The sequence below is a fragment of the Tsukamurella hominis genome (assembly GCF_965137015.1).
GTDB classification, from domain to species: Bacteria; Actinomycetota; Actinomycetes; order Mycobacteriales; family Mycobacteriaceae; genus Tsukamurella; species Tsukamurella hominis.
Window position 1 is genome coordinate 235,443 of the sequence record NZ_CBCRZG010000005.1, and the last position, 25,737, is coordinate 261,179.

Sequence of the window (25,737 nt, forward strand, 5' to 3'; positions counted from 1 at the left end):
GAAATTGCTAAGCGTTTGCTTACGCAGCTGGGAGACCGTTTCCAGTGCTTCAGACCGGTTATGCACCGGCTCCCGCCCCGATCACGTACAAAGAGCACATGGCACTCCTCGAACCCGATTTCCCGTCCGCCAACGGCCGCGACACCGTCCACGCCTGGATCTACACGCCGGTCCGTGAGCCCCGCGCGATCGTGCAGGTGATCCACGGCCTCGGCGAGCACTCGCGCCGGTACCTGCGCCTCGTCACGGCGCTGCTCGACGCCGGCTTCGTGGTGGCCGCCGAGGACCACGCGGGGCACGGCGCGACGGCGATGGGCTCGGGCGTGTGGGGCGACGCGGGCGAGGAGGCGGCGCACGTCCTCGTCGCCGACGCCGCCGCGCTCCGCGCCAAGGCCCAGGAACTGCACCCGGGCCTGCCGTACGTCGCCTTCGGGCACTCGATGGGCTCGATGATCGCCCGCGGGCTCGCGACCGCGCAGCCGGACGGGATTGACGGCCTGGTGCTGTGCGGGATCGCCGCGCAGATCGCCGGTATCGACGGTGTGGTCGACCGCGCGGCGCTCGCGGCCGAGCCCGACCAGGCCGGCCCCGCGCCGGCCCACTACGTCGGAGAGCTGTTCGACGGCTTCGTCTCCCGGTTCGGCGCGGGCGCGGGCCCCACCGACTGGGTCGCGCGGGACGCGGACGTCGTGCGGGACCACGCGGTCGACCCGTTCAACAACTTCGGCGCGCCGCTCTCTACCCGGTTCCTGCGCGGCTTCATCGAGCTGTACGACGCCGCGAACGGCGACGCCTTCTACGCCGCACTCCGTCCGGAGACACCCGTGCTGATCCTCGCCGGCGACCAGGATCCCGTCACCAATTACGGCGAGGGCGCCTACCACGTGGCCAACGCCCTCGTCGCCTCCGGCCACGCAGACGTGCGGACGCGCGTCTACCCCGGCGTCCGGCACGAGGTGCACAACGAGCCCGAGACCCGCGACGACGTGACCGCCGAGCTCCTCGCCTTCGTCGAGCGCGTGATCGCCTGACGGGGAACGGAGGCGGCACCCCGGCGATCGCCGGGGCGCCCCGTCCGGGTACTACCGCGCGCGCAGCTCCCGCTTGAGGATCTTGCCGGTGCCGCCCTTCGGCAGCTCGGCGAGCAGGTGGATCTCGCGCGGGTACTTGTACGCCGCCAGGCGTTCCCGGCTGAACTCGGTGAGCGCCGCGGCGTCGGCACTCGCGCCCGGGCGCAGGACGACGAAGGCGACGACCTCCTCCCCCAGCCTGTCGTCGGGGCGGCCCACGACGGCGGCCTCGACGACCTCGGGGTGGGCGTAGAGCACCTCCTCGACCTCGCGGGGATACACGTTGTAGCCGCCGCGGATCACCAGGTCCTTGAGCCGGTCGACGATGAAGAAGTAGCCGTCCTCGTCGCGGTAGCCGAGGTCGCCCGTGTGCAACCAGCCGTTGCGCAGCGCCTCCGCCGTCGCCTCGGGACGCTTGTAGTACCCCTTCATGACGTTGTGCCCCCGGACCAGTACCTCGCCCACGTTGTCCTCCCCGGGTGGGAGCTCGGCACCGTCGAGGTCGACCACCCGCATCTGCACGCCCCAGATGGGCTTGCCGATCGAGAGGACCTTGCGCTGTTCCGCGCTGATGTTGAAGGTCGCCGTCGAGGCGGTCTCCGAGAGGCCGTACCCCTCCAGGATCGCCAAGCCCGGGAACTTCTCCTCGAAGGCGCTGATCACGCCGCCGGGGATCGACGCACCGCCGGAGACGGCGGCGCGCAGGCTGGAGACGTCGCGGCCGGTCGTGTCGACGCCGAGCAGGGCCACGTACATCGTGGGTACGCCGGAGAGCACCGTGACCCGGCGACGCTCGATGACGTCCACTACCGCCTCCGCCTCGAACCGCGGCACCAGCGCCACCGAACCGCCGAAGCGGACCGCCGCGTTGAGCACGCTGGACAGGCCGAAGACGTGGAACAGCGGCAGGGCGCCGAGCGCCACATCGTCGTCCCGCATCCCGAACAGCTGCGGCGCGATCGTGCAGTTCATGTAGAGCTCGAAATGCGTGAGCTCGGCGCCCTTCGGCCGGCCGGTGGTGCCGGAGGTGTAGAGCAGCACGGCGGTGTCGTCGGAGCTCGTGGGGTGGATCTCCCCGGAGTCGTGCTCTGCCAACAGGTCCGCGAACGGTGTCGCACCCGACGGGGCCGGCGCGCCGAGCGAGACCACGACCACCTCGCCGACGCCCGCCTCCGCCGCGCCCGCGAGTGCGGCCTCGGCGGAGAAGTCGGATGCCACGAGCAGCTTCGCATCGCTGTCGCCCAGGTGGTAGGCGATCTCCGGCGCGGTGAACAGCGGGTTGAGCGGCACCATCGTCAGGCCCGCCTTGAGGATCCCGAAGTAGGCGAGCACGAACTCCGGCAGGTTCGGCAGTTGGACGGCCACCTTGTCGCCGGGGCCGAGCCCGCGTGCCAAAAGCGAGGCCGCGAGGCGTCCCGACTGCTCGTCGACCTCGGAATAGGTGATCGTGCGGTCGCCGAAGAACAGCACGGGCGCGTCGGGCGCCGTCGACGCCGACTCGCGCAGCATCGTCGCCAGGTTGAAGGACATCTACGCCTCTCCGGTCAGCACGCGGCGCGGTACGTCCACGAGCATGGTGTCGATCTGGTTCTGGGTCACGCCGCGCTCGAGCACGTACGGGAAGACGTCGTCGAAGACGTGGGTGTAGTGCCACTGGAGCATGCCCGCCTTGACGTTCGGGTCGATCCAGTCGATGTAGCAGGAGGCGTCCTGGGACAACACGATCTTCTCGGTGTAGCCGCGGCGCACCATCTCGATGAGGGTGTCGTTGCGGGCCTCGAAGGTGGTCTCGAGGTTGATGCCGAACCGGTCGAAGCCCAGCGTGAAGCCGGCGTCGGCGAGCGCCGACAGGTGCTCGACGTCGGTGGAGTCGCCGCTGTGCCCCAGCACGATCCGGCTCGGGTCGACGCCCTCCTCGTCGCACATCACGCGTTTCACCAGGAGCCCGGTCTCGGTCCCCGGGTGGGTGTGCACGGTGATCGGCACGCCGGTGGCGTTGTGCGCCTTCGCGACCGCCCGCATCACCCGCTCGACGCCCTCGGTCAGTCCGTGGTGATCGATCGCGCACTTGAGCATGCCGGCCTGGACCCCGGTCTCGCCGATGCCCTCGGTGATGTCGCGGACGAACATGTCCGCCATCGGATCCGGGAAGTCGATCCCCGTCATGGCGGTCAGGGCGGGACCGCGATACATGAAGTAGCGCGGCACGTCGCGATAGGTGTAGACACCCGTCGCCGCGACGATCCGCACGGGCGTGCGCTCGGCGATCCGCTGGATCCGTGGGATGTACCGTCCGAGACCGACCACCGTCGGGTCGACGATCGTGCGCACCCCGGCGTCGTACGCCTTCTGCAACTGCGCGACGGCGTCGTCCACCCGGGCGTCCTCGTCGCCGAAGTCCTCCGGATAGTTCTGCTGGATGTCCGGAGTGAGCACGAAGACGTGCTCGTGCATGAGCGTGACGCCGAGATCGGCGGCGTCGACGTCTCCGGTGACGGTGTGGACGGCTCCCATGGTTCCTACTTTCCGACGGTGTCTTCTTCTCAGGCGGGGAGGTCGATCAGGCCCGCGAGCGCGGCGCGGTGCCGCCCCGGAGTGCCGAGACCGATCTGGTCCGCCTTGGCGCGCTTGAGGTACAGGTGCACCGGCGCCTCCCAGGTCATGCCGATGCCGCCGTGCAGCTGCACCGCTTCCTCCGCCGCGCGCACGGCCAGGTCCGAGCAGTAGGCGGCCGCGACGGCCACGGCGATCGCCGTGTCCGGGTCCTCGGTCCCGAGCTCGGCCAGCGTCACGGTCGCCGACCGCGCTGCCGCGGCGGCGGATTCCGCGTCCGCGTAGAGCTCCGCCAGTCGGTGCTTCACGGCCTGGAAGCCACCGACCACGCGCCCGAACTGCTTGCGCTGCTTCAGGTACTCGACAGTGGTGGCGACGCACCAGCGCGCCACGCCTGCCTGTTCGGCGGCGAGCAGCGCCGCGCCGGTGATCAGACCAGCGCGCACGGCGGCGGCACCGTCGGCCGTGAGGACCGCGCCCCGGGTTCCGTCGAAGGTCACGTCCGCCACCTGCCGCGTCATGTCGAGCGACGACACGGGCTCGATCCGCGCGTCGGCCGCCGGAACGGCCTGCAGGGCACCGTCGGAGTCGAGCACGAGCAGGATCTCCGCGCCGAGCGCACCGGCCACCGACCGGACGGTGCCGGAGAGGGCCCCGCCGGCGACGGAGACGAACGGGGCGACCCCGTGCGGGTCCACCGAGAACGGCACGACCAGCGCGGCGACGCTCGCACCCTCGGCGAGCTGCCCGGCCAGGACCGGTGCGCCCGCCGCGACCGCGACCGACGCCGCGATCGCCGACGTGAGGAATTCCCCCGCCGCGCAGGCGGAGCCGAGCTCCTCGGCGACCACGCCCGCGACGGCGGCGCCCGCCCCGGCGCCGCCCAGCTCCTCCGGGACGAGGAGGCCGGTGACGCCCATCTCCGCGAGCTCCGCCTGCAGGCCGGGAGCCGCGGCACCGTCGTAGGCGGCGATCAGATCCGCCGGTGTCACTCGCCGGTCGAGCAGATCGCGGACGGCGGCGCGGAGGTCGTCCTCGATGTCGCTGCTGAGCAGCTGCGGTGTGAAGCTCACTTGGGGACGTCCTTCCAGGACAGGTCCTTGTCGACCCGGTGCTCCGGCGGCAGGCCGAGCACCCGCTCCGCCACGATGTTCTTGAGGATCTCCGACGTACCGCCCTCGATGGAGTTGCCCTTGGCACGCAGGTAGCGGTACCCGGCGTCGCGGCCGTAGAAGTCCACCCGGTCGGGGCGCACCATCGTCCAGTCGCCGTACCGCAGGCCGTCCTCGCCGAGCAGCTCCAGCTCGAGGCCGGAGAGCTTCTGGTTGAGCCGGGCGAAGGAGAGCTTCATCGCCGCGCCCTCCGGGCCGGGCTGCCCCGAGGCGAGCTTCTGGCCCAGGCGCAGCGCGGTCACGCGGGCGACCTCGCTGTCCACCCACAGGCGGAGCAGGTCGTCGTGCAGGTCCGGCGTGCGCAGCTCGGGCCGCTCGCGCCAGGTGTCGGCGACCACGCCGATCATGCCGTCCTCGCGCCGCGACGCCCGGCCGCCGATGGCGACCCGCTCGTTGTTGAGCGTGGCGTTCGCGACCTGCCAGCCCTGCCCCACCGCGCCCAGGCGGTGCGCGTCCGGGATGCGGACGCCCTCGAGGAAGACCTCGTTGAACTCCGCCTCGCCGGTGATCTGCCGCAGGGGCCGCACGTCGATGCCCGGGTCGGACATGTCGCACAGGAAGTAGGTGAGCCCCTTGTGCTTCGGCAGGTCCGGGTCGGTGCGGGCGACGAGGATCGCCCACTGCGCGTTGTGCGCGCCGGAGGTCCACACCTTCTGCCCGGTGACGATCCAGTCGTCGCCGTCGCGGACCGCACGAGTCGCGAGGCCCGCGAGGTCGGAGCCCGCGCCGGGCTCGCTGAACAGCTGGCACCAGATCTCCTCGCCCGTCCACAGCGGCCGCAGGAAGCGGTCGATCTGCTCCTGCGTCCCGAAGGCCAGGATGGTCGGCGCGGCCATCCCGAGGCCGATCCCGTTGACGTGACTGCGATTATCGGGCGCGCCGGCCGCCGCGAAGCGGGCGTCCACGGCCTGCTGCAGGGATCGCGAGAGGCCCAGACCGCCGCGCCCCTCGGGGTAGGCGACCCACGCCAGACCCGCGTCGTACCGGGCGCGGAGGAACTCGAGCGGATCCGTGGTGGCCGGCGGGTGTGCGGCGAGGAAGTCGTCGACCTTCCGGGCGAGTTCCTCCGGGCCCGGCGCCGTCACTGCGCCTTCTTGGCGGCGACGCGCTTGAGCTCCGCCCGGGCCAGCGAGTTCTTGTGCACCTCGTCGGGGCCGTCGGCGAACCGCAGGGTGCGGATGCCGGCGTAGTACTCGGCGAGCGGGAAGTCCTGCGACAGTCCGCCGGCGCCGTGCGCCTGGATGGCCTTGTCGAGGATCCACTGCACCGTCTGGGGGGTGGCGATCTTGATCGCCTGGATCTCGGTGTGGGCGCCGCGGTTGCCCACGGTGTCCATCAGCCAGGCGGTCTTGAGCACCAGCAGGCGCAGCTGCTCGATCCGCACGCGCGACTCGGCGATCCAGTCGCGGATCACGCCCTGCTCCGACAACGGCTTGCCGAACGCGGTGCGGCCCGACACACGGTCACACATGAGCTCCACGGCCCGCTCCGCCACGCCGATCGAGCGCATGCAGTGGTGGATGCGGCCGGGCCCGAGGCGGGCCTGCGCGATGGCGAAACCATCGCCCTCCTCGCCGATCAGGTTGGCGGCGGGGACACGGACGTCGGTGAACCGCATCTCGGCGTGGCCGCCGTGGCTGTGGTCGTCGTACCCGAAGACCTCCATGCCTCGCAGCACCTCCAGACCCGGGGTGTCCCGCGGCACGAGGATCTGCGACTGCTGGCGGTGGCGTTCGGCGTCGGGCGCCGTCTTGCCCATGACGATGAAGATCTTGCAGTTCGGGTTCATGGCGCCCGTGATCCACCACTTGCGGCCGTTGATCACGTAGTCGTCGCCGTCGCGGACGATCGACAGGCCGATGTTGGTGGCGTCGGAGCTGGCGACGTCGGGCTCCGTCATCGCGAAGGCGGACCGGATCTCGCCGTTCAGGAGCGGGGTGAGCCACTTCTCCTTCTGCTCTGCGGTGCCGAACTCGTTGAGCACCTCCATGTTCCCCGTGTCCGGGGCGGCACAGTTGAACACTGCGGGCGCGAGGTGCAGGCTGCGGCCGGAGATCTCGGCGAGAGGCGCGTACTGCAGGTTGGTCAGGCCCGCGCCGTTCTCGCCGGGGAGGAAGAAGTTCCAGAAGCCGCGGCTGCGGGCCTCGGCGCGCAGCTCGTGCAGGACCGGGGCGCTGTCCCAGGCCCAGCGGTTCTCCAGCGAGCCGAGCTGCTGGTGGAAGGTCTCCTCCGCCGGGTAGACGTGGCTGTCCATGAAGTCGTTGACCTGCCCGATCAACTCCGTGGTCTTGGCGTCGTACGCGAAATCCATGTCAGTTCTCCTTCAGTGCGTCGAGGCCGGCGTCGAGCAGCGGGTTCACTGCCTCCCCGGCCTCCGCGAAGCCCTTGCCCACGGTCTGGCCGTTGACGTAGCGGTAGTGGATGCCCTCGACGATGCCTGCGAGCTTGAAGCAGGAGAGGGCGATGTAGAAGCCGAAATCCCCGAGTTCCCGGGAGGATCCGGCGGCGTAGCGGTCGATGATCTGCTGCTCGTCGAGGAACCCGGGCGCCTCGCTCACGTCGCTGACGGTGCCGGCGGAGATCTTCGCCAGCCGCCCGTAGACCACCATGAGCGCGAGGTCGGTGAGCGAGTCGCCGATGGTCGCGAGCTCCCAATCGACGACCGCGGCGGGCTCGTCCTGCGGCGAGACCAGCACGTTGTCGAGGCGGTAGTCGCCGTGCACGATGCCGGGCACCGCATCGGCGGGCACCCGTCCCTCGAGCGCGGTGAACAGCTCGTCGACCTTGGGCAGGTCGCGGGTGTGCGCCGCGGCGAACTGCTTGCGCCAGCGCTGCACCTGCCGGCCCAGGAAGCCCTCGGGGCGGCCGTAGTCGCCGAGCCCGACGCTCGCGGGATCGACGTGGTGCAGCTCGACGAGGGTGTCGACCAGCCGCTCGGAGATGGCGCGGGTGCGGTCGGCGCCGAGCGCCTCCAGCTCCGTCGCCCGGCGGTACGGCACGCCGTCGATCTCGCTCATCACGTAGAACGGCGCCCCGAGCACCTCGGGGTCGTCGCAGTAGGCGTACATCACCGGGACCGGCACGGCGGTGCCGCCGAGCGCCGACATCATCCGGTACTCGCGGCCCATGTCGTGCGCCGACGGCAGGAGCTTGCCGACCGGCGGGCGGCGCAGGATCCAGGACGCGGCACCGTCGGAGATGCGGTACGTGAGGTTGGACTTGCCGCCCGCGATGAGGACGGCCTCGAGCTGCGAGCCCGCGCCCTGCACGTGCTGCGGGAGCCACGCACCGAGGACGTCGAGATCGAGGCCCGGATGCTGCTCCGCCATCAGAAGACCACCACGGAGACGGTCTCGGCGACGCACGCCGGGCGGTCGCCGCCCTCGCGCTCGATGGTCACGCGCGCGACGACCTGCTGGCCGCCGCCGCCCGGGGTGACCGAGACCAGCTCGACCCCCGCCCGCACGCGCGAGCCGACCGGCACCGGCGCGGGGAAGCGGACCTTGTTGCTGCCGTAGTTGACCCCCATTTTCGTGCCCTCGACGGTGTAGATCTGCCACACCAGCATGGGGATGAGGGAGAGGGTCAGGTAACCGTGGGCGATGGTCGAGCCGAACGGGCCGACCTTCGCCTTCTCCGGGTCCACGTGGATCCACTGGTGGTCCCCGGTCGCCTCGGCGAACAGGTCGATCCGCTTCTGGTCGATCTCGACCCAGTCGCTGTAGCCGAGGTGCTCCCCCACGGCCGCCTGCAGTTCCTCGAGTCCGTTGAGTACCCGCATGTCTTCTCGCCTCCTCGTCCTGTCCGGACCTAGTCCTTGGGCCCGCCGGCCACGTACAGCACCTGGCCCGAGACGAAGCCCGCGCCCTCGCTGGCGAAGAAGCTCGCGGCGTGCGCGATGTCCGCGGGCTCGCCGACGCGCTGCACCGGGATCTCCTTGGCGGAGAAGGCCTTGAAGTCCTCGAAGGGCACGCCGATGCGCTCGGCGGTGGCGGCGGTCATGTCGGTCGCGATGAAGCCGGGGGCGATCGCGTTCGCGGTCACGCCGAACTTGCCGAGCTCGATGGCGAGGGTCTTGGTGAAGCCCTGCATGCCGGCCTTCGCCGCGGAGTAGTTCGCCTGGCCGCGGTTGCCCAGCGCCGAGGTCGAGGACAGGTTGACGATGCGGCCCCAGCCCTCCTTGGTCTGGTACTTCTGCACCTCGCGGGACATCAGGAAGGCGCCGCGCAGGTGGACGGCCATGACCTGGTCCCAGTCCGAGACGGACATCTTGAACAGCAGGTTGTCGCGCAGGATGCCCGCGTTGTTGATCAGGATCGTGGGGGCGCCGAGCTCGTCGGCGACGCGGGTGACCGCGGCCGTGACCTTCTCCTCGTCGGAGACGTCGACGCCGACGCCGATGGCGCGGCCGCCGGCGGCCGTGATCTGATCGGCAACCGCCCGGCAGGCGGCCTCGTCGAGGTCGAGGACGGCGACGGCGTGCCCGTCGGAGGCGAGGCGGCGGGCCACCTCGGCGCCGATGCCGCGGGCGGCTCCGGTCACGATGGCGATGCGCTGGGTCATGGGGTTCTCCTTCAGGGGTGGATGGATGTGCCGGCCAGTGCGGGAACGAGTTCCCGCAGCGCCGTCCGGGTGGTACCGGCGTCGGTGTGGTGGATCGCGTGGATGCCCAGGGCGGCCGCGCCCGCGACGTTGGGAGTCGCGTCGTCGATGAAGGCGGCGCGCTCGGGCGGCACGCCGAGGCGCTCGAGGGCCAGCCGGAAGATCGCGGGATCGGGCTTGCGCAGCCCCACCTCCTCCGAGATGATCACCGGCGCGAAGAGCGCCGCGAGACGCTCCCGGGGATAGAGGTTCCCGCCGCCCCAGCTGTTGGAGACGATCGCCACCGGCACGCCCGCGGCGCGCAGGTCCTCGGCGAGCGCCCACATGGCCGGATCCTCCTGGATCCGAGCGAACATGCGGCGCAGGACGCCGTCGGGGTTCACGGGATCGCCCGAGACGGTGCGCAGCGCCGCGGCGAAGGCGGCGTCGAACTCGGGCTCGGGCAGCTCGCCGGTCTCGAGCCGGTGGATCGGGCTGCCGACGTCGGCATCCCGACCCAGCCAGGCCTTGAGGGTCGCCGTGAAGCTGGCCGGCTCGATCCCCTCGTCGGCGATCCACGCCTCGATGCTGTGCCGCATCGGCGCGGTGAGGACGCCGCCGAAGTCGAACAGGACGGCGTCCACCGCACGGCTCGCCGCGGTGTCGACCGCGGCGGTCACTGCGCCGCCTGGTAGACCACGCGGCCCACCGTCGTGCCGTCGCCGAGGCGCTGCAGGCCGTCGGGGACGGCGTCGAAGTCGAGACGCTCACTGACCAGCGGGTTCACCAGGCCCTGATCGGCGAGGGCGGTGAGCTCCGCGTGGCACTGCTGCACGGCGGCGGGGTCGTAGGCGTTGTACAGGCCCCAGTGCAGCCCGACGATCGAGTAGTTCTTGATCAGCGCGTGGTTGAGTGCGACCTCCTGGATGGTGCCGCCGGCGAAGCCCACGACGAGGATGCGGCCCTCGAAGGCGATGCACTTGGTGGAGTGCTTGTAGGTGTCGCCGCCGACCGGGTCGTAGATCACGTCGGCGCCGCGGCCGCCGGTCTCGGCCTTGACGACCTCGACGAAGTCCTCGGTGCGCCGGTCGACGACCACGTCGGCGCCCAGGGCGCGGGCGACCTCGGCCTTCTCGGGCCCGCCGACGACGCCGATCACCTTGGCGCCCGCCGCCTTGCCCAGCTGGATCGCGGCGCTGCCGACCCCGCCCGCCGCGGCGTGCACGAGGAGCGTCTCGCCGGCCTGCAGGTGCGCGCGGCGGTGCAGCCCGAACCAGCCGGTCTGGTAGCCGATGTACAGCGACGAGGCCTGGGCGTCGTCGAGCGATTCCGGCGCCGGGAAGGCCTGCGCCGCGTTCAGCACCGCGTACTCGGCGAACCCTCCGGACGGGAGGGCCGAGCCGCCGAGGACGCGCTGTCCCACGGTGAAGCCGTCGACGCCCTCGCCGACGGCGACGACCTCGCCGCACAGCTCCACGCCGGGCGTGAAGGGCAGGTCGGGCTTGACCTGGTAGAGGCCGCGGCACATGAGCACGTCGGGGAAGTTCGCCGCCGTCGCGAGCGTGCGGACGGTGAGCTGCCCGGGACCCGGATCGGGCGTCGGGGCGTCGACCTCGCGGAGCACCGCGAGCGGCTCCCCCAGTTCCTGTACCTGCCAGGCCCTCATCGGCCGCTCTCCTTCGTCTCGAGTCGCTGCTGCAGTTTGTTCATGCCGTGCAGCCACTTGTCGGTCGCCGTCGCACGGACGGCGTAGTAACCCGCCACCTCGGGGTGCGGGAGGATCAGGAACTCATCGCCGGCGAGGGCGTCGACGGCGAGCGTCGCGACCTGCTCGGGCGTGAGGGCGGAGTCGCGGCTGAGCAACTCCTCCAGTTCGCCGGAGCGCTCGAGCATGCCCGTCTTCACACCCTGCGGGCAGATCGCCTGGACGACGACGCCGCGGTGGCGGTACGTCGTGGAGAGCCACTCGGCGAAGGCGACGGCGGCGTGCTTGGTCACCGAGTAGGCGGGGGCGCCGAGCATGGTGAGCAGCCCCGCCGCGGAGGCGGTGACCACGAACCGGCCGCCGCCACGCGCGGCCCACTCGGGCACGAGCAGCCGGGCGGCGCGCACGTGGGCCATCACGTTGACGTCCAGCGACAGCGCCCAGTCGGACTCCGGGGTCTCGAGGCCGCGCCCGCGGTCGATGCCGGCGTTGGCGTACCAGGCGTCGATGGCGCCGAGCTCGCGGCGCGCCGTCTCGACGAGGGCGGTGACGCCCTCCTCGGAGGCGGCGTCGCCGGGCGCGGCGTACGCGGTGCCGCCGCCGGCGGCGATCTCGGCGACGGTCCGTGCGGCACCGTCGGCGTCGAGGTCCGCGACGACGACGCGAGCCCCGCGCGCGGCGAGCTCGCGGGCGAGCGCCGCGCCGATGCCGTTGCCGGCACCGGTGACGACGATGCCCTTGTCCTTCGGGTCGAAGGCGGCCATCGCCTACACCCCGCCCGTGAGCAGGACGCCACCGTCGACGGTGAGCGTCTGCCCGGTCATCCAGGCGGCGTCGTCGGAGAGCAGGAAGGCGACGACCGAGCCGATGTCGTCGGGCACGCCGAGCCGCTTGAGCGGATAGGCGGCGGAGACCTGCTCCTCGCGGCCCTCGTACAGGGCGGTGGCGAAGCGGGTCTTGACGACGGCGGGTGCGACGGCGTTCACCCGGATGTCCGGGCCGAGCTCGACGGCGAGCTCCTCGGTGAGATGGATGACCGCGGCCTTGGAGACGCCGTAGAAGGCGATGCCGGGAGCGGGGCGCAGGCCGGCGACGGAGCCGACGTTGACGATGGCGCCGCCGTGCTCCTTCTGCCAGGCGGCGTAGACCTTCTTCGTCCAGGACAGCGTGGAGAGCACGTTGACCTCGAAGATCTTGCGCGCGGCTGCCGTATCGATCTCCATGAGCGGGCCGTAGACCGGATTGATGCCGGTGTTGTTGACGAAGAAGTCGGCGCTGCCGAAGGTCTCGATCGCGGTGGCGATCACCTGGTCCTGGTGCGCCTCGTCGTCGCCCGAGCCGGCCACGGCGACGGCCACGTCGGGGCCGCCCAGCTCGGCGACCGCGGCGTCGAGCGCCTCCTGCTTGCGGGCCGTGATGACGACCTTCGCGCCGTCGGCCACCAGCCGCTGCGCGATGGCCAGGCCGATGCCGCGGCTCGCTCCCGTGACGATCGCGGTCTTCCCGGCGAATCGGGTCATGCTCCACACACCTTCCATTCAAACTGACTAAGCGCTCGCTTAGTTTGTAGCCTACGACACACCGCGCCGTGTGACGACCCGTTGGGCGCTCGAATCCCTGTGACGCTCCTCACAGTACGGATGGTTGCGTCCCCACACCCCGAAAACGACGAGCGGCCCGCGCGTCGAGGACGTGCGGGCCGCGCCGTGGGCGGGTCAGTCGTGGATCAGCTGAGCCGCTCGATGATCATCGCCATACCCTGGCCGCCGCCGACGCACATGGTCTCGAGGCCGAACTGCTTGTCGTGCCACTGCAGCGAGTTGATGAGCGTGCTGGTGATGCGCGCGCCCGTCATGCCGAAGGGGTGGCCCACGGCGATCGCGCCGCCGTTGACGTTGACCTTGTCGGCGTCGATGCCCAGGTCGCGCACCGACGGGATCACCTGCGCCGCGAAGGCCTCGTTGACCTCCATGAGGTCGATGTCGCCGATCGACAGGCCGGCGCGCTGCAGCGCCTGCTTCGACGCCTCGACGGGGCCGAGGCCCATGATCTCGGGCGAGAGGCCGGTGACACCGGTGGAGACGATGCGCGCGAGCGGCGTCAGGCCGAGCGCCTTGGCCTTCTCGTCGGACATGATCACCACGGCGGCCGCGCCGTCGTTGAGCGGACAGCAGTTGCCGGCCGTGACGGTGCCGTCAGGGCGGAAGACCGGCTTGAGCCCGGCGATGCCCTCGTAGGTGACGCCGGCGCGCGGACCGTCGTCCGTGGAGACGACGGTGCCGTCGGCGAGCGTGACCGGGGTGATGTCCTTGGCCCAGAAGCCCGAGGCGATGGCGGCCTCGGCGCGGTTCTGGCTGCGCACACCCCACTCGTCCTGGTCCCGGCGGCTGACGTTCTTGAACTGCGCGACGTTCTCGGCGGTCTGCCCCATCGCGATGTAGACGTCCGGCAGGACGCCCGCCTCACGCGGGTCGACCCAGGTCTGGCCGCCGCCGGCGAAGGTCGCGGTGCGCGCCTCGGCGTCGGCGAAGAGGGCGTTCTTGGTGTCGGGCAGGCCGTCGGCGTTGCCCTTGATGTAGCGGCTCACGGTCTCGACGCCGCCGGAGATGAAGACGTCGCCCTCCCCCGCCTTGATCGCATGGAAGGCCATGCGCGTGGTCTGCAGACTCGAGCTGCAGTAGCGGTTGACGGTGACGCCGGGCAGGTGGTCGAGGCCGGCCTCGACGGCGACGACGCGGGCGATGTTGAACCCCGACTCGCCCGCGGGCTGACCGCAGCCGAACATCAGGTCGTCGATCTCGCGGGGGTCGAGGCCGGGCACCTTGTCCAGGGCGGCGCGCACCATCTGGACCGAGAGGTCGTCCGGACGGACGTCCTTGAGCGAGCCCTTCGCTGCGCGCCCGATGGGCGACCGGGCGGTGGAGACGATGACGGCTTCGGGCATGGGATGACCTCCGAGTTGAACCACTACTAACTAAGCGCTCGCTTAGCGGTGTACCATCTACTCTGCACCACTGAGAGCCGGTCGTCAACGGACCGCTCCCCGTGGTCCCGTTCACACTAGAGACACCGCGTCGATGCGCCGCATCGCGGTGGCGGCCGGAGGGGAAACGATGACCGAGCCCGAAGCACCGTCCCGCGCGGACGCCACCCGCGCGCGGCTGCTGTCCGCCGCCGCGGCGGCCTTCGCCGAGCGCGGCTTCCACGGCACCACCACGCGCGACATCGCCTCGGCCGCCGGCATGAGTCCCGCGGCCGTGTACGTGCACTACAAGTCCAAGGAACAACTGCTGCACCAACTCTCGCGCGTCGGGCACCAGCGGATCATCGACGCGATCGACGCCGTCGACGACCACGCCGAGGCCCCCGCCCGGCGCCTCGCCGCCGCGATGCGTGCGTTCGCGACGCATCACGCGTCGTCGCACACCAGCGTCCGCGTGGTCAACTACGAGCTGGACGCGCTCACCGAGGAGCACCGCGCCGAGATCGGCGGCCTCCGCCGCGAGATCACCCGTCGGCTGCGCGCGATCGTCGACGCCGGCGTCGCGGACGGCTCCTTCGACACACCCGACCCGCGGATGGCGACGATCGCCGTGCTGTCCAGCGGCATCGACATCGGCCGCTGGTACCACGACGGCGGCGAGATCACCCCCGATCGCATCGGCGACTTCTACGCCGACCTCGCCCTGCGCACCGTCGGGGCGTCCACGTCCGAAACCCCGAAGTAGAGAACCGAGGAGAACACCATGCGTCGCACCGTCTACACCGCCGATCACGAGGCCTTCCGCGAGACCCTCCGCGCCTTCATCGAGGCGGAGGTCGTGCCGCATTACGACGAGTGGTACGCCAACGGCATCGTGCCGAAGGACTTCTACCCCAAGCTCGGCGAGCTGGGTGTCTTCGGCATCGAGGTGCCCGAGGAGTACGGCGGCGCGGGCATCGAGTCCTTCAAGTACCAGGCGGTGATCAGCGAGGAGCTCGGCCGCGCCGGCGTCTCCTTCGGCGGTTCGAGTGTGCACATCGCGCTGTGCCTGCCCTACCTGACCGGCCTCGCCACCGACGAACAGAAGCAGCGCTGGCTGCCCGGCATGGCGGCGGGCGAGCTGATGTTCGCCATCGCGATGACCGAGCCCGGCACCGGCTCCGACCTCGCGGGCATGAAGACCACCGCCAAGCTCTCCGAGGACGGCACCCACTACGTGCTCAACGGCGCGAAGACCTTCATCACCGGCGGCGTGAACGCCGACCGCGTGATCGTGTGCGCGCGCACCGCCCCGTCGACCCCCGAGGACCGCCGCCACGGCATCTCGCTGTTCGTCGTCGACACCACGCTCGAGGGCTACACCGTGGGCCGCAAGCTCGACAAGATCGGCCTGCGCACCTCCGACACCGCCGAGCTCTCCTTCACCGACGTCAAGGTGCCCGCCGAGGACCTGCTCGGCGAGGAGAACAAGGGCTTCTCCTACCTCGGCCAGAACCTCCCGCAGGAGCGCCTGTCGATCGCCGTCGGGGCGTACTCGCAGGCCGCCGCCGCGGTGCGCTTCGCGCAGGCGTACACGCAGGACCGCACCATCTTCGGCAAGACCGTCGCATCCTTCCAGAACAGCAAGTTCGAGCTCGCGGCGTGCAAGGCGAAGGTCGACGCGATGGAGTCGAGCGTCGACCGCGGCCTGGAGCTGCACGACGCGGGCCAGCTCACCGCGGCCGACGCGGCCTCGCTCAAGCTGTTCTGCACCGAGGCCGCCTCCGACGTGATCGACCGCTGCCTGCAGCTGCACGGCGGCTACGGCTACATCAACGAGTACCCGATCGCCCGGCTCTACGCCGACAACCGCGTCAACCGCATCTACGGCGGCACGTCCGAGGTGATGAAGACCATCATCGCCAAGGACATGGGCCTGTAGTCCCTGCCCCGCGCGGCGGTGCTGTACTGAGCGCATGGACCTGCTGATCGGCCTGATCGCCGTCGCGCTCTTCTGGGCGGCCGTCGGGAACGTCCGGCGCGCCGGGCCCGGATCGGGGTGGATGCTCCGCTGGGCCCGGTACGCGCGGGCGTGGGTCGTCGCGAGCCCGGTGGCCGCGGCGCTGTGGCTGGTGGTGACGATCAACGCGGTGATGCTGCTGGGCCTGCCGGACCGCCTGGCCGACGAGGTCCTGCAGGTGCACAGCACCAACCTCGACCGGTTCGCTACGCACCCGCTGCAGGCGCTCATCACCTCGGCCCTGTGGATCGAGCCCGTCGACATCGTCTTCGCGACGCTGATGACGGTGCTCGTCCTCGGGCCCGCCGAGCGATGGCTGGGGCACATCGGGATGCCCCTGATCTACTTCGCGGGCAGCGCGACCGCGTCGCTGATCTCGGTTCTCTCGGCGAATCGCCTACTGGCGCACGGGATCATCACCGACGATCTCGACCTGCGCGGCATGATCGACGTCGGCGTCAGCTACGGCAGCCTGTGCGTGCTCGCACTGCTCGTCTACCGGATCCCGTCGTGGCGGTGGCGGCTCGCCGCGATGCTGGCCCTGCCCGTCCTGGTGCGGCTCACGTTGCCCTTCTTCGGCATGTACTCGACGCTCGGGCACCTGCGGGCCGTACTCCTCGGCTACCTGCTGTGGCCGGTCACCCGCATCCCCTCCGTCCGCCGCCGCGCCGCGGACTGGACGTGGCGGTTCCACCCCGCCGGGCCCGACGAGCCCGGCGGGAGCACCGTCACCAGACCTTGACGCGGTCCTGCGGGTCCAGCCACTCCTTGTCGCCGGGCTTCACGCCGAACGTCTCGACGAACGCGCCGACGTTCTTCACCACCTGGTTCGCGCGGAACTCGTTCGGCGCGTGCGGATCCGTGGCCAGCGACTGAATCGCGGCGGCCTCCCGTGCCTTGTTCCGCCAGATCCGGCCCCAGCTCAGGAACAGCGGCGTGAGGTCCGGGTCGGCCCCCTCCCCCGCGCTCGGCACGGCGCTCGCGCTCGGCCCGGCCGACGGTGCACCGCTCGCCTGCACGGCCCCCTCGGTCCCGGCGTCGCGGTTGGTGACGGCGATCCGGTAGGCGGCGATGGCGATGGACAGGCCGCCGAGGTCGGCGAGGTTCTCCCCCACCGTGAGACCGCCGTTGACCTTGTTGGTCGGCGGCAGCCCGGCGGGGACCAGCGCGTCGTACTGAGCGATGAGCGCTTTGGTCCGCTTGTCGAACTCGGCCCGGTCGGCCGGCTCCCACCAGTCCTTGAGGTTGCCGTCGCCGTCGTACTTCGCGCCCTGGTCGTCGAAGGCGTGGCCGATCTCGTGCCCGATCACGGCGCCGATTCCGCCGTAGTTGACCGCGGCCTGCGCCTCGGGCGAGAAGAACGGCGGCTGCAGGATCGCCGCGGGGAACACGATCTCGTTCATGCCCGGGTTGTAGTAGGCGTTCACGGTCTGCGGCGTCATCAGCCATTCGCCCTTATCGACGGGCTTGGCGAGTTTCGCCAGCTGGTAGGCGTTCTCGAACTCGCCGGACGCGCGGACGTTGACGACGATCGACTTCCCGTCGGTCGTGAGACCGCCGTAGTCGCGCCACTGGTCGGGGTAACCGATCTTGGTGCGGATCTTCTCCAGTTTGGCGGCGGCGGCCCGCCGGGTGGCGGGGGTCATCCAATCGAGGTCCTCGAAGCTGGCCCGGTAGGCGCTGCGCAGATTGTTCACCAGTTGCTCGGCCTGCTGCTTGGCATCGGACGGGAAGTGCTTCTTGACGTACAGCTTTCCGAGCGCCTCGCCGAGGGTGCCCTCCACCACCGCCACGCCGCGCTTCCACCGGTCGCGCTGCTGCTCGACCCCGCTGAGGGTCTTGGAGTAGAACTCGAAGTTGGCCGTGACGAAGGGCTCGGAGAGGTACGTGGCGTAGGCCCGCACCACCTGGATCCGCGCGTGGTCCTTCAGGGTGTTCAGATCGGTGTCCTCCCACAGCTTCGCCGCGGCGGTGAGGAAGCTCGGCTGCGAGACCACGACGTTCTTGACGTCGTCGGCCTTGATGCCCACGGCCTTCTGCCACCGGTCCCAGTCGTAGCCGGGAGCCAGCTTCGCCAGCTCCGCCCAGGGGTACGGGTTGTAGGTCGCGGTGGCGTCGCGCGAGCGGACCCGGTCCCAATGCCCCTTCGCCACCGATGTCTCGAAGGCGAGTACCCGCGCGGCGACGCCTGGTGCGTCGGACAGGCCGGCCAGCGAGGCCGTCTTCTCCAGGTAGGCGCGGTACTTGTCGCGCACCTCCGCGTACTTCGGATCGCGGTAGTAGGCCTCGTCGGGCAGGCCGATGCCCGACTGCAGCAGGCTGAGCACGTACTTCGACGAGTCCTTCTGGTCGGTGTCGACGTAGAAGCCGACCAGGCCGCTCACGCCCTGCTTCTGGTGGGCGCCGATGACGTCGAGCAGGGCCGCCTTGTCGGCCGCCTTATCGATGGCGTCCAGGTCGGGCTTGATCGGGTCCGCACCCTCCCGGTCGATCCGGGCGGTGTCCATGAAGGAGTCGTAGACGTCACGGATCTTCGCCTCGTCGCTGCGGGTGCGCGGATCCTTGATGCCCTCGATGATCGCCTTGAGCTGATCCAGCGCGCGGTCCGACAGCTCGGTGAAGGTGTTGAACGAGGCCTTGTCCGCGGGGATCCGGTAGCCGTCGGCCCACGCGCCGTTGACATGCCGGAACAGGTCGTCCTGGACGCGCACGCCCGGCGCCGCGCCGCTCAGATCGGGACCGGTCAGCGGTCGCGGGGGCCGTGCGGAGGACGACGGCGATCCACCGCCGGGAGAGGACACCCCGCAGGCCGCGAGCACCGCGGTGCCCGCGAGCACACCGAAGCCGGCCAGGAACCGCCGGCGGTCGAGCCCGCCCGACGGTGCACCGAACGGGTCGCGATCCGGGCGGGGCGGGTGGGCGGACGAATGGGGGTCACCGGTCTGCATGAACCGAATCTAACCCGATCGACCGCCGAGATGGTGCGACACGCTAACCACCCGAGTCGGGTGTCGCCGTTCGCCACGAGGTGAGCGCGATGGCGATCACGACGAGCGCAATGCCGACGGCCTCGAGCCACCCCGGCCGCTGGCCCAGCATCACCGCGCCTACGCCGGTGGCGGTCACCGGGAGCAGCGCCAGCAGCAGCGCGAACCGCTCCCGCCCGACCCGCGTGAGCACCACCTGATCGAGGGCGTACGGCACGACGGAGCTGAGCAGGCCGAGGCCCAGGCCGAGCACCCACACCTCCCAGCTGAGGAAGGCGTCCGGACGGCTCACCAGGTCCGGCCCGAGGCCCGGCAGCGCGAGCACCAGTGCGCCCGCGGCCAGGCCGACGCCGAGCCCCTCAATGCCGCCGCCCGCGTCGGCGACCCGCTTCCCGAGCACGATGTATCCCGCCCACAGGGCGGCCGCCAGCAGTGCGCAGGCGATGCCGATCGCACCGTCGGAACCGAGTCCGCCGCCGGCCGCACCGTCGAGGTTGACACCCGCGACGCACACCACGCCGACCAGCGCCGCCGCGGCGGCGACGAGGTCGACGGCGCGCCGCGACCCGGCGACGGCCACCGCGATCGGCCCGAGGAACTCGATCGCGACGGCGGTGCCGAGGTCGATGTGGTCGATGGCCTCGTAGAAGGCCATGTTCATGGCGACGGTGACGGTGCCGAAGAGCGCCGCGGCGCGCATCCGCGCCGGGGTCCAGTCCGCGCGGCGCGGGCGCAGCGCGATCAGCAGGATCAGACCGGCACCGGCGCCGCGCAGCCACGCCACCGCGACGGGCGAGAGCTGTTCGAACAGGCCGACGCCCAGGGAGGCGCCGACGTACTGGCTGATCGCCCCGATCACGAACATCGCGGGGATCATCAGCTGTGTCACGCGCCTCACCCTAGGGGACCGCGCGTTCGCCCCGCATCCGCGTTCTCCCGCCGGAAAGTTGTTCACCCTGGGAGAACATGCCGCCCGCCTCCCCGGTGTGGTGGAACAAATGGGTACCCTCGGACGTATATAGAGATGTAAGAACGGTTCGTGAGGAACGGAGGAGTCATGACCAACACAGTCACTTCAGAGGCCCCCGCGGGCGATGCCTTCGCTCCCCTGACGGCGTCCGACCGGTGCGATCGCTGCTCGGCGGCCGCCCAGGTCCGTGCCGTACTGCCGTCGGGCTTCGAGCTGCTCTTCTGCGGGCACCACTTCACCGAGCACCGCGCGAAGCTGGAGGCGCAGGGCGCCGCCATCACCGGCGAGCCCGTCTCGGTCTAGGACCCCTTCGACGCGACGGCGCCGCGCACCCGCCCTACTTCCGGGTGCACGGCGCCGTCGCCGTTTCTCGGTCGGCGCCCTACCGGCGCCGGGTCACTTCCAGGTGCGCAGCGCGGCGATCCGCTCGCGCAGCTGATCCGCGGTCGCCATCGCCGTGACGGGTCCGCCCAACCTGCTGCGCAGTTCGTTGTGCACCACGCCGTGCGGCTTCCCGGTGCGGTGGTGGTGCATCGCGACGAGTGAGTTCAACTCGCGGCGCAGTGCGGAGAGCTGAGCTCCGGCGGTCGCCCGCTCCTCGACCTCGGGCGGCGGCGCGGGGCGCTCGGCCACGGCGGTGCGGGTGTCCACCTGGTCCTTCTGCCGCTGCTTGAGGAGAGCCCGCATCTGCTCAGCGTCCAACAGCCCGGGCAGTCCCAGGTAGTCGGCCTCCTCCTCGCTCCCCGCGAACGTCGCCGTACCGTACGAGGATCCGTCGTAGATGAGCTGGTCGAGCTCCGCGTCGGCGTGCAAGGAGACGAACGCCTTCTCCTCCTCGCCGGGCTCGTCCTTCTGCTTGTTCGCGTCGATGAGCAGCGCGTCCTCGAGCCCGTCGGACTCCCGGTGCGGCTTGCCGAGCACGTGGTCGCGCTGCTCCTCGAGCTTCGCGGCCAGATCCAACAGGACCGGCACCGACGGCAGGAAGACGCTCGCGGTCTCCCCCGGCACGCGCAGTCGCACGAAGCGCCCGATGGCCTGGGCGAAGAACAGCGGCGTCGAGGCGCTCGTGGCGTACACGCCCACGGCCAGGCGCGGGACGTCGACGCCCTCCGACACCATGCGGACCGCGACCATCCACTTGTCCGTGCCCTCGGAGAACGCGGAGATCCGCTTCGAGGCGGTGGGGTCGTCGGACAGCACGACGGTGACCTTCTCGCCGCTGATCTCCTCGAGCAGCTCGGCGTAGTCACGGGCCGTCGACTGGTCGGTGGCGATCACCAGGCCGCCCGCGTCGGGCATCGCGCGACGCAACTGCTCGAGCCGCGTGTTCGCGGCGTGCAGCACCGCGGGGATCCAGTCGCCGTGCGGGTCGAGCGCGGTGCGCCATGCCCGCGCGGTCTGCTCCTTGCTCAGGGGCTCGCCGAGGCGGGCCGTGAACTCCTCGCCCGCGCTCGTGCGCCAGCTCGCCTGCCCGGAATAGGCGAGGAAGACGACGGGGCGGACGACGCCGTCCGCGAGCGCGTCCGAGTAGCCGTAGACGTGATCGGCCTTGGACCGCTGGCCGCCGCCGAACTCCGGCTCGTACGTGACGAACGGGATGGGATTGTCGTCGCTGCGGAACGGGGTACCGGTGAGGGCGAGCCGCCGGGTCGCCGGCGCGAAGGCCTCGCGCACGCCCTCGCCCCAGCTCTTGGCGTCGCCGGCGTGATGGATCTCATCGAGGATGACGAGCGTCTTGTAGGCCGACGTGCGCGCGTGGTGCTTGTACGGATGCATGCCCACCTGGGCGTACGTGATGACCACGCCGTCGAAGTCCGACGAGGTGCTGCCGCCCGAGTTGGTGAAGTTCGGGTCGAGGTTGATGCCGTTCCGCGCGGCGGACTCGGCCCACTGGTACTTGAGGTGCTCGGTCGGCGCCACCACCGTGATCCGCTCGACGGTGCGGTCGGCCAGCAGCTCGGCGGCGACGCGCAGGGCGAACGTGGTCTTACCGGCGCCCGGCGTGGCGACGGCAAGGAAGTCCTGAGGCTTCGAGGTCAGGTACTTCGTGAGCGCACGGCGCTGCCAGACACGAAGTGAAACCGCCATCGAGAAACGCACCCCTAAACCGCGAGACAAGCCCGTCCGGCGCGGATCCGCGGCGCGGGCGGGTCGATCGTGAACCCTCAAGCAGTCTACTCGCAACACGCGGCGATCCCGGTTCCGACGTGATCGGCGCCGGTGCGCAAGACTGAACATGATGGACGACGCACACGGCACGCCGGGAAGCCGGCAACCGAGCCCGGCACAGGACGCCGAGCCGCGCGATCCGGGTCCGCACACCCAGGACCTGGATCGGCCCCGTCGTGCCTCCTTCCCCACCCGCGCGTGGGGCGTCGTCAAGGGCATGCCGCAGGTCCTGTGGCGCACCGTCGTGAAGTCCTGGGACGACTCGATCGTCGGGCACAGCGCCCAGGCGGCCTTCTGGACCACGCTGTCGCTGGCGCCGCTGCTGCTCGCCCTGATGGGCCTCATCGGCTACGTGGCGAACTGGTTCGGCCCCGACACCATCGGGGTGATCCACGACCGGCTCATCTCCTTCGGCCTGCGCGTGTTCACGCCCAACGTGGTGGACGAGATCATCCGGCCCATGGTCGACGGGGTGCTCCAGCAGGGCCGCGGCGACGTGGTGTCGGTGGGCTTCATCCTGGCGCTCTGGGCCGGATCCTCGGCGCTGTCGTCGTACGTGGACTCGATCAGCATGGCGCACGATCAGCACACGGTGCGCAATCCGGTGTACCAGCGGCTGTTCGCGCTGGTGCTCTACCTGGAGTTCCTGGTCATCGCGGTGTTCACGTTGCCGCTCGTGGCGCTGGGCCCCAGCTTCATCATCAAGTACATCCCCGCGTCCTGGCACCCCGCGGTCGCCCAGTTGATCGACTTCGGGTACCTGCCGTTCGTCGTGCTCATGCTGGTCGGCGGGCTCGCGCTGCTCTACCGGCAGGCGCTGCCGCGGCCGCTGCCCTGGTACCGGCACGTGCCGGGAGCGGCGCTCGCGGCGCTGATCTTCCTGGTGGCCTCGACGGGGCTGCGCGTGTACCTGTCCTTCATCGCCTCCGGGAGCGGCATCTCCTACGGCGCGTTGGCGACGCCGATCGCCTTCCTGCTGTTCACGTTCTTCCTCGGCTTCGCCGTCATGGTCGGCGCGGAGTTCAACGCCGCGCTGCAGGACCGCTGGCCCGCTCGGGAGATCCGCACCGATCAGCTGCGGGACTGGGTCGTCGAGCAGATCAAGGAGGCCGGGATCTCCGATCCCGGCAAGGCGGCCGCCGAGGGCCTGCGCCGCGCGACCGACCCGATCCGCCGGCGCCAGCGGACGGAGACCGACGAACCGTCCACCGAGACCGACACGCCGGTGTCCGGCGGGTCGGCCGCCGACGCGCCGAGTGCCGTAGCGCCACGGCGCACCGTGGAGACGGACGTGCCAGCGCGGCGCACCGTCGACCCCGAGGCCACGCGCGTACCGCCCGCCCGGCCCCCGCGCGAAGTGGAGCCGCGGTGAGCGGCTACTTCTTCATGCGGTCGTAGATCTTCTTGCACTCGGGGCACACCGGCGAGCCGGGCTTGGCGGACTTGGTGACCGGGAAGGTCTCGCCGCAGAGCGCGACCACGTAGTTGCCCATCACGGCCGACTCGGCGATCTTGTTCTTCCGCACGTAGTGGAAGAACTTGGGGGTGTCGTCGTCGGTGCCGGTATCGGCGTCGACGTCGACGTCCGGCTTCTCCAGGGTCTTCGTACTCATGACTTTCATTCTGCCAGCCGCAGTGGGACGATCGAAGTGTGGGAAACCAAGGTGAGAACACCTACGTCATCACCGACGCGGAGGACTCGTACGACGAGCAGCACCGGCGGCGCGTCCGCCGCTACCTGATGATCATGGCGATCCGCATTCCCGCCCTCGTCATCTCCGCGTGGATCTACTCCGCCACCGGCAACTGGATGATCGCGCTGGCCGTGCTCGGCGGCTCCATCCCCATTCCGTGGATCGCCGTGATCCGCGCCAACGACCGGCCCAAGAAGCGCAAGGGCGAGCCCGACCGCTTCACCCGGCGCAAGCTGGATCGCCTCGCCCTGCAGGGCCACCCGATCACCACCGTCTCGGCGCGCGGCGACTAGGTGCTGCTCTCCCCCGGCCTGGCACCACTGTGCCGTCGGCTCGGCCCCGCGCTGGCCGCCGCCGACTTCTCGGAATCCGCCGTCGCCGATCGCCTGGGCGACGCCTACGGCTGCCTCTCGCGCGGCGAGCCCGGCCCCGTCGAGGCCGAGGCCTCCGGTGATGCGCCCCTGGATGTCCTGATCCGCCTGTTCCTCGCCGCCGCGCCCGTCCCCCGCCCGCAGGTCGGCGGTGCCCTGGCCCCCGTCACCGTCGACGAGGCCGTGGAGGCCGGCCTACTCGAGGCCGATCCCGAGGACCCGTCGCGGGTGCGGGCCGCGCTGAGCCTGCGGCCACTCGACCTGCCCGACGGTCCGCAGTGGTTCCTCTCCGACCTCGACGGCCTCATGCGGCCGCACGCGCAGCACCGCGAGCACGTGCTCGGCGTGGGCCACGCCTCGCAGTCACTGCTGCGGGCCACGCCGCGCGAGCCGGTGGGCACTGTCCTCGACCTCGGCACCGGCTGCGGCGTGCACGCGTGCGCCGCGACCCGGTTCGCGGGCTCGGTCACCGCCACCGACGTGAGCGAGCGGGCCGCCGGCTTCGCCGCCGCGTCCGCCGCGCTGAACGGCGCGGACGTCGAGGTACTGATCGGCGACTGGTTCGCGCCCGTCGCGGGACGCCGGTTCGACCTACTGCTGGCGAACCCGCCCTTCGTCGTGGGCGAGGGCCGCGTGGACCACACCTACCGGGACTCCGGCCTCGACCTCGACGGCGCCTCCGAGCTGGTGGTGCGGGGCGCGCCGGACCACCTGGCGCCCGGCGGCACCGCCGCGCTGCTGGCCTCGTGGGTGCACCGCGACGACGAGACCTGGCAGGCCCGGGTGGCCTCGTGGCTGCCCGCCGAGGGCGTCGCGGCCTGGGTCCTGCAGCGCGACGTCGCCGATCCCGCGCTGTACGTGGGCACCTGGCTGCGCGACGAGGGGCTCGACCCGCGCATCGGCGAGGGCCGGGCGAAGTCCGACCGCTGGCTCGCGCACCTCGCCGATGCCGGCGTCACGGGCATCGGCTTCGGTTTCGTGCTCCTGCGGGCGATCGGCGGCCCGTCGGAGGTGGTCTGCGAGGAGCTGAGCCAACCGTTCGACGATCCCCTGGGCGACGAGGTCCCGGCCCATTTCGCGCGGATGGCATGGCTGCGCGACGCCGACCTGGACGCCGCCCGCCCGCTGCTCGGCGACGACGTCGCCCTCGAGCGGGTGTCGGTCACCGGCGGCGACGGCTGGGACGAGGTGGCGCTGCGCGTGACCCGGATGTCGGGCCCGCGCTGGGTGCACGAGCTCGACGACGCCGGCGCCCGCCTCCTCGCCGGGTGCCGCGGCGAACTCCCGACCGAGGACCTCGTCCTCCTGCTCGAGGCCGCGACGGGCGAGGACGACCTCGCCGATCCGGCCCGGCGGTTGCTCGCCGACCTGCACCGGCACGGATTCGTAACCTTCCTCTAAGCAACTTCTCAGACCTCCTCGCGGTTTCCGCAGGTCAGGGGATCCGGGCTCGGGAACTCTGTGCGCCCGTCGTCCGTTGAAC

25 protein-coding genes are annotated in these 25,737 nt (G+C 71.1%); 8 read left to right on the forward strand and 17 right to left on the reverse strand.

Annotation, left to right across the window (positions count from 1 at the left end; genetic code table 11):
* The first annotated feature begins 98 nt into the window (after positions 1–98).
* Positions 99–1,031, forward strand: coding sequence for an alpha/beta fold hydrolase (locus ACM9LD_RS09585; protein WP_415676430.1), 933 nt, complete (start codon positions 99–101; stop codon positions 1,029–1,031).
* Between the two features lie 51 nt (positions 1,032–1,082).
* Here the strand turns inward: ACM9LD_RS09585 and ACM9LD_RS09590 are convergent, their stop codons facing one another.
* The 13 genes from ACM9LD_RS09590 to ACM9LD_RS09650 all read right to left on the reverse strand — a co-directional run bounded on the left by ACM9LD_RS09590 (position 1,083) and on the right by ACM9LD_RS09650 (position 14,025).
* Positions 1,083–2,600 carry a long-chain-fatty-acid--CoA ligase gene (locus tag ACM9LD_RS09590; protein WP_415676431.1) on the reverse strand — a complete coding sequence of 506 codons (1,518 nt, stop codon included), beginning with the start codon at positions 2,598–2,600 and terminating at the stop codon, positions 1,083–1,085.
* Entirely contained in the window at positions 2,601–3,584 is a 984-nt protein-coding gene (locus ACM9LD_RS09595; RefSeq protein WP_415676432.1) for a phosphotriesterase family protein, read from the reverse strand. It lies immediately after the preceding gene.
* A 29-nt stretch (positions 3,585–3,613) separates the two neighbouring features.
* Positions 3,614–4,696: an acyl-CoA dehydrogenase family protein gene (locus tag ACM9LD_RS09600; RefSeq protein ID WP_415676433.1), complete on the reverse strand. Its 1,083-nt coding sequence runs from the start codon at positions 4,694–4,696 to the stop codon at positions 3,614–3,616.
* Positions 4,693–5,880 carry an acyl-CoA dehydrogenase family protein gene (locus tag ACM9LD_RS09605; RefSeq protein WP_415676434.1) on the reverse strand — a complete coding sequence of 396 codons (1,188 nt, stop codon included), beginning with the start codon at positions 5,878–5,880 and terminating at the stop codon, positions 4,693–4,695. The genes ACM9LD_RS09600 and ACM9LD_RS09605 overlap by 4 nt, the downstream gene beginning before the upstream one ends.
* The gene (locus ACM9LD_RS09610) at positions 5,877–7,106 is read right to left on the reverse strand and encodes an acyl-CoA dehydrogenase family protein (protein WP_415676435.1); all 1,230 of its coding nucleotides are present in this window, start codon (positions 7,104–7,106) and stop codon (positions 5,877–5,879) included. The genes ACM9LD_RS09605 and ACM9LD_RS09610 overlap by 4 nt, the downstream gene beginning before the upstream one ends.
* Position 7,107: 1 nt before the next feature.
* Positions 7,108–8,124 (reverse strand): phosphotransferase family protein, encoded by a 1,017-nt coding sequence (locus tag ACM9LD_RS09615; RefSeq protein WP_415676436.1) that lies wholly within the window; start codon positions 8,122–8,124, stop codon positions 7,108–7,110.
* Complete coding sequence (locus tag ACM9LD_RS09620) at positions 8,124–8,576, reverse strand: MaoC family dehydratase (RefSeq protein WP_415676437.1); 453 nt, start codon at positions 8,574–8,576, stop codon at positions 8,124–8,126. The genes ACM9LD_RS09615 and ACM9LD_RS09620 overlap by 1 nt, the downstream gene beginning before the upstream one ends.
* Before the next feature lie 29 nt (positions 8,577–8,605).
* Positions 8,606–9,358, reverse strand: coding sequence for a 3-oxoacyl-ACP reductase FabG (gene fabG / locus ACM9LD_RS09625; RefSeq protein WP_415676438.1), 753 nt, complete (start codon positions 9,356–9,358; stop codon positions 8,606–8,608).
* Between the two features lie 11 nt (positions 9,359–9,369).
* A complete protein-coding gene (locus ACM9LD_RS09630; protein WP_415676439.1) occupies positions 9,370–10,056 on the reverse strand; it encodes an HAD family hydrolase in 687 nt (228 codons plus the stop codon).
* Positions 10,053–11,042, reverse strand: a complete 990-nt coding sequence (locus tag ACM9LD_RS09635; protein WP_415676440.1) for an NADPH:quinone oxidoreductase family protein — start codon at positions 11,040–11,042, stop codon at positions 10,053–10,055. The genes ACM9LD_RS09630 and ACM9LD_RS09635 overlap by 4 nt, the downstream gene beginning before the upstream one ends.
* Positions 11,039–11,845: an SDR family NAD(P)-dependent oxidoreductase gene (locus ACM9LD_RS09640; RefSeq protein WP_415676441.1), complete on the reverse strand. Its 807-nt coding sequence runs from the start codon at positions 11,843–11,845 to the stop codon at positions 11,039–11,041. Before ACM9LD_RS09640 ends, ACM9LD_RS09635 begins: the two co-directional genes overlap by 4 nt.
* A gap of 3 nt (positions 11,846–11,848) precedes the next feature.
* Positions 11,849–12,601, reverse strand: a complete 753-nt coding sequence (locus ACM9LD_RS09645; protein WP_415676442.1) for an SDR family oxidoreductase — start codon at positions 12,599–12,601, stop codon at positions 11,849–11,851.
* 206 nt (positions 12,602–12,807) lie between these two features.
* On the reverse strand, positions 12,808–14,025 hold the full coding sequence (locus ACM9LD_RS09650) for an acetyl-CoA C-acetyltransferase (protein WP_415676443.1): 1,218 nt from the start codon (positions 14,023–14,025) through the stop codon (positions 12,808–12,810).
* A 169-nt stretch (positions 14,026–14,194) separates the two neighbouring features.
* Between ACM9LD_RS09650 and ACM9LD_RS09655 the strand changes: the two genes are divergently transcribed.
* The 3 genes from ACM9LD_RS09655 to ACM9LD_RS09665 are packed head-to-tail and all read left to right on the forward strand — an operon-like array spanning position 14,195 to position 16,805.
* Entirely contained in the window at positions 14,195–14,809 is a 615-nt protein-coding gene (locus ACM9LD_RS09655) for a TetR/AcrR family transcriptional regulator (protein ID WP_415676444.1), read from the forward strand.
* 18 nt (positions 14,810–14,827) lie between these two features.
* Positions 14,828–15,985, forward strand: a complete 1,158-nt coding sequence (locus tag ACM9LD_RS09660) for an acyl-CoA dehydrogenase family protein (RefSeq protein WP_415676445.1) — start codon at positions 14,828–14,830, stop codon at positions 15,983–15,985.
* Between the two features lie 34 nt (positions 15,986–16,019).
* Positions 16,020–16,805: a rhomboid-like protein gene (locus tag ACM9LD_RS09665; RefSeq protein WP_415676446.1), complete on the forward strand. Its 786-nt coding sequence runs from the start codon at positions 16,020–16,022 to the stop codon at positions 16,803–16,805.
* Here the strand turns inward: ACM9LD_RS09665 and ACM9LD_RS09670 are convergent.
* Positions 16,792–19,011, reverse strand: a complete 2,220-nt coding sequence (locus ACM9LD_RS09670) for a M13 family metallopeptidase (RefSeq protein WP_415676447.1) — start codon at positions 19,009–19,011, stop codon at positions 16,792–16,794. The genes ACM9LD_RS09665 and ACM9LD_RS09670 overlap by 14 nt on opposite strands.
* Positions 19,012–19,054: 43 nt before the next feature.
* Positions 19,055–19,939: an EamA family transporter gene (locus ACM9LD_RS09675; RefSeq protein WP_415676448.1), complete on the reverse strand. Its 885-nt coding sequence runs from the start codon at positions 19,937–19,939 to the stop codon at positions 19,055–19,057.
* A 168-nt stretch (positions 19,940–20,107) separates the two neighbouring features.
* Here ACM9LD_RS09675 and ACM9LD_RS09680 point away from each other — a divergent pair, with 168 nt between their 5' ends.
* Positions 20,108–20,323: a DUF7455 domain-containing protein gene (locus ACM9LD_RS09680; RefSeq protein WP_415676449.1), complete on the forward strand. Its 216-nt coding sequence runs from the start codon at positions 20,108–20,110 to the stop codon at positions 20,321–20,323.
* A 93-nt stretch (positions 20,324–20,416) separates the two neighbouring features.
* On the opposite strand, the gene ACM9LD_RS09685 is transcribed toward ACM9LD_RS09680, so the two are convergent.
* Positions 20,417–22,108, reverse strand: coding sequence for a DEAD/DEAH box helicase (locus ACM9LD_RS09685; protein WP_415676450.1), 1,692 nt, complete (start codon positions 22,106–22,108; stop codon positions 20,417–20,419).
* A gap of 151 nt (positions 22,109–22,259) precedes the next feature.
* Between ACM9LD_RS09685 and ACM9LD_RS09690 the strand changes: the two genes are divergently transcribed.
* On the forward strand, positions 22,260–23,561 hold the full coding sequence (locus tag ACM9LD_RS09690) for a YihY/virulence factor BrkB family protein (RefSeq protein WP_415676451.1): 1,302 nt from the start codon (positions 22,260–22,262) through the stop codon (positions 23,559–23,561).
* 4 nt (positions 23,562–23,565) lie between these two features.
* Here ACM9LD_RS09690 and ACM9LD_RS09695 read toward each other — a convergent pair whose 3' ends face one another.
* The gene (locus ACM9LD_RS09695; RefSeq protein ID WP_068525069.1) at positions 23,566–23,802 is read right to left on the reverse strand and encodes a DUF3039 domain-containing protein; all 237 of its coding nucleotides are present in this window, start codon (positions 23,800–23,802) and stop codon (positions 23,566–23,568) included.
* A gap of 38 nt (positions 23,803–23,840) precedes the next feature.
* Here ACM9LD_RS09695 and ACM9LD_RS09700 point away from each other — a divergent pair, with 38 nt between their 5' ends.
* Positions 23,841–24,176, forward strand: a complete 336-nt coding sequence (locus ACM9LD_RS09700) for a DUF3099 domain-containing protein (RefSeq protein ID WP_415676452.1) — start codon at positions 23,841–23,843, stop codon at positions 24,174–24,176.
* Positions 24,177–25,655, forward strand: a complete 1,479-nt coding sequence (locus tag ACM9LD_RS09705) for a DUF7782 domain-containing protein (protein ID WP_415676453.1) — start codon at positions 24,177–24,179, stop codon at positions 25,653–25,655.
* The last annotated feature ends 82 nt before the right edge of the window (positions 25,656–25,737 follow it).

What these genes read in the sequence shown, in the direction of transcription:
- ACM9LD_RS09665 (WP_415676446.1), top strand. Translation starts at nt 16,020, where the DNA reads ATGGACCTGCTGATCGGCCTGATCGCCGTCGCGCTCTTCTGGGCGGCC.
- ACM9LD_RS09655 (WP_415676444.1), top strand. Translation starts at nt 14,195, where the DNA reads ATGACCGAGCCCGAAGCACCGTCCCGCGCGGACGCCACCCGCGCGCGG.
- ACM9LD_RS09685 (WP_415676450.1), bottom strand. Translation starts at nt 22,108, where the DNA reads ATGGCGGTTTCACTTCGTGTCTGGCAGCGCCGTGCGCTCACGAAGTAC.
- ACM9LD_RS09695 (WP_068525069.1), bottom strand. Translation starts at nt 23,802, where the DNA reads ATGAGTACGAAGACCCTGGAGAAGCCGGACGTCGACGTCGACGCCGAT.
- ACM9LD_RS09635 (WP_415676440.1), bottom strand. Translation starts at nt 11,042, where the DNA reads ATGAGGGCCTGGCAGGTACAGGAACTGGGGGAGCCGCTCGCGGTGCTC.
- ACM9LD_RS09595 (WP_415676432.1), bottom strand. Translation starts at nt 3,584, where the DNA reads ATGGGAGCCGTCCACACCGTCACCGGAGACGTCGACGCCGCCGATCTC.
- ACM9LD_RS09690 (WP_415676451.1), top strand. Translation starts at nt 22,260, where the DNA reads ATGGACGACGCACACGGCACGCCGGGAAGCCGGCAACCGAGCCCGGCA.
- ACM9LD_RS09660 (WP_415676445.1), top strand. Translation starts at nt 14,828, where the DNA reads ATGCGTCGCACCGTCTACACCGCCGATCACGAGGCCTTCCGCGAGACC.
- ACM9LD_RS09585 (WP_415676430.1), top strand. Translation starts at nt 99, where the DNA reads ATGGCACTCCTCGAACCCGATTTCCCGTCCGCCAACGGCCGCGACACC.
- fabG (WP_415676438.1), bottom strand. Translation starts at nt 9,358, where the DNA reads ATGACCCAGCGCATCGCCATCGTGACCGGAGCCGCCCGCGGCATCGGC.
- ACM9LD_RS09615 (WP_415676436.1), bottom strand. Translation starts at nt 8,124, where the DNA reads ATGGCGGAGCAGCATCCGGGCCTCGATCTCGACGTCCTCGGTGCGTGG.
- ACM9LD_RS09645 (WP_415676442.1), bottom strand. Translation starts at nt 12,601, where the DNA reads ATGACCCGATTCGCCGGGAAGACCGCGATCGTCACGGGAGCGAGCCGC.
- ACM9LD_RS09590 (WP_415676431.1), bottom strand. Translation starts at nt 2,600, where the DNA reads ATGTCCTTCAACCTGGCGACGATGCTGCGCGAGTCGGCGTCGACGGCG.
- ACM9LD_RS09610 (WP_415676435.1), bottom strand. Translation starts at nt 7,106, where the DNA reads ATGGATTTCGCGTACGACGCCAAGACCACGGAGTTGATCGGGCAGGTC.
- ACM9LD_RS09680 (WP_415676449.1), top strand. Translation starts at nt 20,108, where the DNA reads ATGACCAACACAGTCACTTCAGAGGCCCCCGCGGGCGATGCCTTCGCT.
- ACM9LD_RS09620 (WP_415676437.1), bottom strand. Translation starts at nt 8,576, where the DNA reads ATGCGGGTACTCAACGGACTCGAGGAACTGCAGGCGGCCGTGGGGGAG.
- ACM9LD_RS09670 (WP_415676447.1), bottom strand. Translation starts at nt 19,011, where the DNA reads ATGCAGACCGGTGACCCCCATTCGTCCGCCCACCCGCCCCGCCCGGAT.
- ACM9LD_RS09640 (WP_415676441.1), bottom strand. Translation starts at nt 11,845, where the DNA reads ATGGCCGCCTTCGACCCGAAGGACAAGGGCATCGTCGTCACCGGTGCC.
- ACM9LD_RS09650 (WP_415676443.1), bottom strand. Translation starts at nt 14,025, where the DNA reads ATGCCCGAAGCCGTCATCGTCTCCACCGCCCGGTCGCCCATCGGGCGC.